This window comes from Acinetobacter sp. A2, assembly GCF_012371325.1.
In the GTDB taxonomy this organism is placed as follows: Bacteria; Pseudomonadota; Gammaproteobacteria; order Pseudomonadales; family Moraxellaceae; genus Acinetobacter.
Genome location: NZ_JAAZQX010000027.1, coordinates 26,175 through 33,049 on the forward strand (window position 1 = coordinate 26,175; position 6,875 = coordinate 33,049).

6 protein-coding genes are annotated in these 6,875 nt (G+C 40.6%); 3 read left to right on the top strand and 3 right to left on the bottom strand.

Annotation, left to right across the window (positions count from 1 at the left end):
* Positions 1-141: 141 nt before the first annotated feature.
* Together HHA43_RS10320 and HHA43_RS10325 are read right to left on the bottom strand one after the other, a co-directional pair.
* Positions 142-966, bottom strand: a complete 825-nt coding sequence (locus HHA43_RS10320) for a PhzF family phenazine biosynthesis protein (RefSeq protein ID WP_168461335.1) — start codon at positions 964-966, stop codon at positions 142-144.
* 104 nt (positions 967-1,070) lie between these two features.
* Positions 1,071-1,631 (bottom strand): M23 family metallopeptidase, encoded by a 561-nt coding sequence (locus HHA43_RS10325; RefSeq protein ID WP_168417973.1) that lies wholly within the window; start codon positions 1,629-1,631, stop codon positions 1,071-1,073.
* A 248-nt stretch (positions 1,632-1,879) separates the two neighbouring features.
* Between HHA43_RS10325 and HHA43_RS10330 the strand changes: the two genes are divergently transcribed.
* Complete coding sequence (locus tag HHA43_RS10330) at positions 1,880-2,665, top strand: rRNA large subunit pseudouridine synthase E (RefSeq protein ID WP_168417974.1); 786 nt, start codon at positions 1,880-1,882, stop codon at positions 2,663-2,665.
* Positions 2,666-2,751: 86 nt separating this feature from the next.
* On the opposite strand, the gene HHA43_RS10335 is transcribed toward HHA43_RS10330, so the two are convergent.
* Entirely contained in the window at positions 2,752-4,455 is a 1,704-nt protein-coding gene (locus HHA43_RS10335; protein WP_168461333.1) for a M61 family metallopeptidase, read from the bottom strand.
* A gap of 205 nt (positions 4,456-4,660) precedes the next feature.
* Here HHA43_RS10335 and HHA43_RS10340 point away from each other — a divergent pair, with 205 nt between their 5' ends.
* Entirely contained in the window at positions 4,661-5,971 is a 1,311-nt protein-coding gene (locus tag HHA43_RS10340; protein WP_168461332.1) for a D-alanyl-D-alanine carboxypeptidase family protein, read from the top strand.
* 281 nt (positions 5,972-6,252) lie between these two features.
* Positions 6,253-6,735 carry a peptidylprolyl isomerase gene (gene slyD, locus HHA43_RS10345; RefSeq protein WP_168417977.1) on the top strand — a complete coding sequence of 161 codons (483 nt, stop codon included), beginning with the start codon at positions 6,253-6,255 and terminating at the stop codon, positions 6,733-6,735.
* Positions 6,736-6,875: the final 140 nt, after the last annotated feature.

Consider the following 6,875-nt stretch of genomic DNA (forward strand, 5'->3'; position numbering starts at 1 on the left):
TCATTTTATTTTTGACTGCTACAGCGCACAGTCATCACGCATTTTTGCCAAAACAGCTTAACAAGATGTACTTCTTTAAACAGTAAAAATTTGCAAAATTCAGGATTTAAATCAAACAACCAACACACTGCCAAATTGGACTTAAAGCATAATTTCACCCTGTAGATATAACTGGGCATAACCTGAAATTTCAATGCGCTCATGGTCTAGCACACAGCAATACAACACCCCACCACGTTGTGAAGCCTGATAAGCCACCAATTCAGTTTTCCCTAATAGTTCTGCCCAAAGCGGGGCAATTGCTGTATGAATCGAACCTGTTACAGGGTCTTCAGGAATACCCATGACGGGCGCAAAATAACGTGAAACACAGTCATAATCGGCTTGTGAAGATGCTGTAATTGCAACATCAACACTTGAACATGCGGCAGTTAAAGCAGTTCGTAACTGTCCAAGCTGTTTTAATAATTCTAGATTCGGCTGCTCGTCTAGTACATCTTGCACAGATTCATATTCCACAATATAAGCTTGCGCATTCAGATATACATTTTTAAATGGCTTGCTCAGTGCCTGTCGCAAAACTGCAGGATATTCCTTGACTAACTTGGCACGACGGATTGGAAAATTCATGCAGATTTTGCCATCTGGCTGTTGATGTACCGTAAAAATACCCAAATTTTTCACATGAAATTGAATGGTTTTGGCAGCGGTATAGTCCTTAAATATGACAAAGCTACTTGCAAGCGTCGCATGTCCACAAAAATCAACTTCGGTGGTCGGGCTAAACCAGCGGATTTCAAAGTTTTCAGCATCCAACATTTTCACAAATGCGGTTTCTGATAGATTATTTTCCTGTGCAATATGTTGCATCAAGTCATCGTCTAACCATGTATCAAGTAATACAACTGCAGCAGGATTGCCTTTAAATAATGTATGGCTAAAAGCATCGACTTGATAAATTTTCATGGCTAAACGGTTTGTCCTAAAAAAGATAGCATCGACCTAATATAAATAGGCTTGAAACGGAAATGGTTAAAAGATTTGATATTTACACAATATTTGATCTGAAATTAACGTGCACTTGCCTGTAAATATGGATAAGGATTCACTGCTCCTTGCTCACGTACATAAATGCCATAATGCAAATGTGGTGGTGTGTTTTGGGCATTGCCTGTTGTGCCAACAAAACCAATGACTTCTCCAGCCTGTACCCAATCTCCCGCTTGAATGTGTTCGGCATAATCATCAAGGTGCGCATAATAATGCTGGCTTAATGCAGGCCCTGTAATCCAAACAACTTTACCACCCAAACGGTCTAAACCAATTTTATGCACAATGCCATCTGTCGCAGCAATGACGGCTGTACCACGCGCTGCAAAAATATCAGTCCCCTGATGCTTACGGCCTTCGCTGCGGGCTGCACCCCATGTATCTTGTATTTGACCTATATTTACTCCTTTCACGGGAATTTGTAATGGAGTCCCAGCCAGTTCAGTTTGTTGCAATTTCCAGTATAAATACGGGGTTTGAATTCCTGCAGATTCACCAGACACAGGTGGCTGACATGCACTAAGCAAAGCCAACATTGAGAAGATAAGTGAGAGTTTTAAGCACCAACGACCTTGTTGCATAACATCCTAATTTTTATTCATATCAGTTTTATCTTAATTTTATGCACTATAGATGCCTAGCCTGTTTCTGTAATTTTAAATGCACACACTAAAAATAATTGCCAATATGCAATACTTTCTGTTGTTCTTATCGCATAATAGCGACATCCAAACCCACTTTATTTGAGTTTTAATTGGGAAATAATATTTTCCTCATTTTAGACAACTCACTTTATCTCCAATTTGTTGAATTTAAAGAAGCATTTCTTATGAAAATCGTCATCCTGAACAAGCCATATGACGTTCTCTCTCAATTCCGTGAGGATGAAAAACACCTCACCATGTCTGCTTTTGTAGACGACCCTGACTTACGTTTAGCAGGGCGTTTAGATATGGATTCGGAAGGCTTGGTATTCCTAACCGATCATGGCGGCTTAAATCAGTTTATTACCAACCCTGCCAATAAAAAATACAAAACCTACTTGGTACAAGTCGAAGGTGATGTCACAGAAGAAGCTTTAGCACAACTACGCAAAGGTGTAGAGCTTAAAGATGGTATGACTTTACCTGCACAAGCACACAAAGTAGATGAACCAGAATGGTTATGGGAGCGTGATCCACCTGTCCGTTTCCGTGCTTCTGTTCCGACCTCTTGGGTTGAAATCTCAATTTGCGAAGGACGCAACCGTCAAGTACGCCGCATGACTGCTGCTGTTGGTTTTCCAACCCTGCGTTTGATTCGTACTAAAATAGGTTCAATCGACTTGGTACAACTTGGCTTGCAACCTGGTGAAACCAAAGAAATTGAACCGTTGTTGTATCCTGACTTTAAAGATGTCCCTGCGGCAGAGCCATATCGCTCGCGTTCTTATGTGAAAAAACCAGGTGGTACGGGCGGCAAGCCAATGCATCAAAAGAAAAATAAAGATGGTACGCCTAAGAAAAAATCTGGTACGCCACGTATTTGGCAAATGGAAGAAGGTGAAAAACCACGTCGTAAGACCAATGGTACAACACGCCCAAATACCAAAAGCCGTGGACGTCGGGCGCGTTAATGCTTGAGTGCCGCATTAGCTCAACACAAAAAATGGATGCCAAAGCATCCATTTTATTATTGCAGAATTTTAAAATTAACTTCAAATCAACCTTTTAACCACAATTCCACTTTCGCCTGATCTTGCAGTTTTAATTCAACTTCATGTAATTCAGTCTGTGCAGCATTCACTTTAAAGGTCATCAACTCATCACGGCGGAAAGCATGAACAGTATAAGCTGCATCTTGTTTAGCATATTGCTCAAGCGACTTTGTCGTAGCTTTTAAACCATCTATCGCAACAATCACGTCATGTGCAGAAAGCCCTGCTTTTGCAGCCGCACCTTCACGACGCGCAGCTTGGACCAACACCCCTTCAGGCTTATCTGTCAGTTTCAGACCAAATGGCAAAGACTTGTCCTGCTTAAGCTGATACTGAATACCAAATTCAGGCAATAACTGATCTAAAGGCAATTCATCTGTCGTGTTGATTAAATGATGGATTTGCTCTGACCAATCATCTCCTGTCAACTCTTTACATAACTCAAAAATTGTACGCTCATGCACTTGAATGCCCTGTTGCGCATTGGCATATAATTTCTGCATTAAGGCATCTAAACTTGAACCACGTAAACGCAAGCCCAAATCTAAGCACAAAGCAACCAAACAGCCTTTGTTATAGTAGCTGGTTCCTGCATGGTTCGAGTTTTCATCCTGACGATAGAACTTCACCCATGCATCAAAACTTGATTCTGCCACAGTTTGAATCGCACGCCCTGGGTTTTGTAAATAGCGATCAATTTGTGCTTTAAGTAATTCTAAATACGCTGCCTGATCAATCACGCCACTGCGCAATAATAACAAGTCATCGTAATAAGAAGTAAAACCTTCAAAAATCCATAACAGTGAGGTATAGCCTTCTTGATTCAAGTCATAATTAACAAAGTTTTCAGGGCGAATGAATTTGACTAACCAACTATGGAAATACTCATGACTACACAAGCCTAAAAAGCGCTGATAATCTTTAGATGGTTGTTCAGGCTCATTGGCTTTAGGTAAATCATCACGTGGTGTAATCAGGCTAGTACTGTTTGGATGCTCCAAACCACCATAACTATTGCCTGTTGCCATGGTCATAAAGGTATAGTTTTCAAATGGCGCAGAACCAAACATAGCAATTTGTGTAGCGCAGATTTTTTCAATATCTTGCTGCATACGCACAGCGTTCATCGCGTGTTTGCCCGATACCACAAATTCATGTGGAATATCTGCTGCGCTAAAACTAAAACGGGTTTGTTCTGCCAATTCAAATGGCGCATCAATCAATTCTGCATAATTTTTGGCTTTTAAGGTATACCGCCCTTTCACCAAACTTTTTGCAGCCAAACCTGTCGCAAGTTGAAAATGCTTTAATTCATCTGGTAAAAATAATTCGACTTCAACTGCTTTATCTTCCTGACCATCTAAGCCCAAACAAGCACAGGCAGGATTGACATATAAACGGGTCTGATCGACATAAGCGCCACGCACCGACAAATCATAGGCATAAACATCATATTCCACCGTAATCAATTCATGGTCGGTATTGAACAAACGCCATTTATTCTTTGCAAATTTCTGAATTTTGAGGATGCGCCCCGCCTCATCATAAGCACGCACCGACTCAATATGTTTTGAAAATTCACGAATTAAATAACTGCCTGGAATCCAAGTGGGTAATGATAAAACCTGAGTAGGATTAGCCAAAAAACGCACGGTGACATGCATAAGATGCTGACGATAATCGTCAAATTCGATTTGATAATGCAACATAATGGGCAATACAAAATGTATAAATAAGAACTTGGCCACAAGCTTAACATTTTTTTAGCAATTGATGCGTCATCGCCTGATTTGTGGGTATTTTTGGCTAGTCATTCGGCAAAAAAAAGCATAGCATGCCTAAGTCACTCGACACCGATTTTACTGTTTAGACACCATTACAGCACCAACGGACTGGTGTACATAAGGAACTTCTTTGAAACGTGTTATTTATCTGATTGCGCTACTCTGCTGGCTTTGCAGCGCAATCACACATGCCGCATTATTGAATATCCAAGCCGAAAGTGTTGAAGCCGAAGCTTGGGCAATTTTAGACCCACAATCTGGACAAATCATTGCAGAGCACAATAGCCACGTACAACGTGCGCCTGCGTCACTGACCAAAATGATGGTCTCCTATATTGTGCTGAAAGATATTCAGGCAGGTAAATTAAACAAGCATGAAATTTTGACCGCAACACCTGTGGTACAGCAAGTGATGTGGGATGAATCACAAATGTACTTAAAAGCAGGTGAACAAATTTCGGTAGATCAATTGTTGGCTGGGCTAATTATTATGTCTGCCAATGATGCTGCGCTGACTTTGGGTGAGCGTGTTGCAGGTGGTGTACCGCAGTTTATTGCTCGAATGAATCAGGAAGCGCAAGCGCTGGGCATGCAAGACACACTGTTTCAGAATCCATCTGGTGTAACCATGCCAAACCATTATTCTTCTGCGGCAGATATGGCCCGTTTGGCACAAGCCATTGTGACCGAAACACCTGATTATTTGATCTACTCTAAACAGACCAGTTTTACCTACAATCAGCACTATCACCGTGCGACCAATATTTTATTAAAACAAGACCCAAGTGTAGATGGTTTAAAAACAGGTTATACCAAAGCAGCGGGATATAACCTTGCTTTAACCGCAAACCGCCCAACATTAGACAGCGATGCACCTGAACGTCGTTTAGTGGTAGTGGTCATGGGCACCAAAAGCGTTCAAAAACGTGCAGAAGTCGCGCATAAATTGTTAAATTTAGCCTATAGCTACACCCGTAACGAGCTTGCAATTAAACCTAAACAAATGATTGCTGAACTTCCTGTCGTAAAATCGACATTACGCATGTTTAAAATTGAAAGCAGCCAACCAAAGTTTGTGACAACATCTTTATACGAACGTGCGGATGCGATTGATTTAGCAGCATTTGACCAAAACACTTTGCGTCTACAAATGGCAACAGCAGATGGCCTGTTACATAGTATTGAGCCCGCTCAACGGACTCAAACCCACTTGAACATTGAGTTGTCAGAAAAGTTACTGACAGCCCCGCTTGAGCAAGTTATGAAGTTAGCAACGGTGCATGTCTATCAAAATAATCAATTGATTAATAGCTTTGCAATTGAAGAACAAGTGCAAATTGCAGAAGCCAATATTTTTGAACGTATTATGATGTGGTTTGGAAACTTGTTTAATTTCTTTGGGCAGCAAACTACAGAAGATCAACACACTTCTCTGGGCTAGAACCAAAGCATCACTAAATTTTAATATAGTGAAGATGGGCCATGCCCCATCTTTTCTATTGTCATCTACACATTACAAAAAGCTGGCAGAATCAGTTGCAGCGAAAAACCGTAAAAATTTGCAGACTTGCATATTTTTGCATTGAAATAATAAACTTTGCCCTTATTAATTAAAAAATGTCATAAAAAACTTGGAAAAGTGAAGAATTTGCAGAAATGTCTATAACAAATTCCACATTTCACTTTATGATGTACCCTTAAAAAATTGAATGGATCAATAACATGACTGCTATTGCAAATGACCTCGTGGTTTCTTTCCACTACACATTGACTAACGCAGAGGGCGAAACTCTCGACAAATCTCAAGGTGAACCACTTGCCTATTTGCATGGTGCAGGTAACATCATCCCTGGTTTAGAAAAAGCGTTAGAAGGTAAAACAGTAGGCGAAAAATTTACTGTAAACGTACCTGCTGCTGAAGGTTATGGCGAATACAACCCAGACCTAGTTCAAGAAGTTCCTGCACAAATGTTCCAAGGTGTAGACAACATCCAACCTGGTATGCAATTCCAAGCGCAAACTGATGATGGCGTTCAAATTGTAACTGTAAAAGCGGTTGAAGGTGACAACGTTGTTGTAGATGCAAACTTCCCACTTGCTGGTCAAGATTTAACTTTTGAAGTTGAAATCGTTGAAATCCGTGAAGCTTCTCAAGAAGAATTAGATCACGGTCACGTACACGGTGCGGGTGGTCATCACCACTAAGATCATCTGATCAAATGAAAAGGCAAAGTTATATAACTTTGCCTTTTTGTTTTTATTTTGGAACTCTGTACACGACAAATTTCACAGAACCCTTATCCTATCAGGATTCTGCTTTCTTAAAATTGCCAAAATTTCCTTAA

What these genes read in the sequence shown, in the direction of transcription:
- HHA43_RS10320 (WP_168461335.1), bottom strand. Translation starts at nt 966, where the DNA reads ATGAAAATTTATCAAGTCGATGCTTTTAGCCATACATTATTTAAAGGC.
- HHA43_RS10325 (WP_168417973.1), bottom strand. Translation starts at nt 1,631, where the DNA reads ATGCAACAAGGTCGTTGGTGCTTAAAACTCTCACTTATCTTCTCAATG.
- HHA43_RS10330 (WP_168417974.1), top strand. Translation starts at nt 1,880, where the DNA reads ATGAAAATCGTCATCCTGAACAAGCCATATGACGTTCTCTCTCAATTC.
- HHA43_RS10335 (WP_168461333.1), bottom strand. Translation starts at nt 4,455, where the DNA reads ATGTTGCATTATCAAATCGAATTTGACGATTATCGTCAGCATCTTATG.
- slyD (WP_168417977.1), top strand. Translation starts at nt 6,253, where the DNA reads ATGACTGCTATTGCAAATGACCTCGTGGTTTCTTTCCACTACACATTG.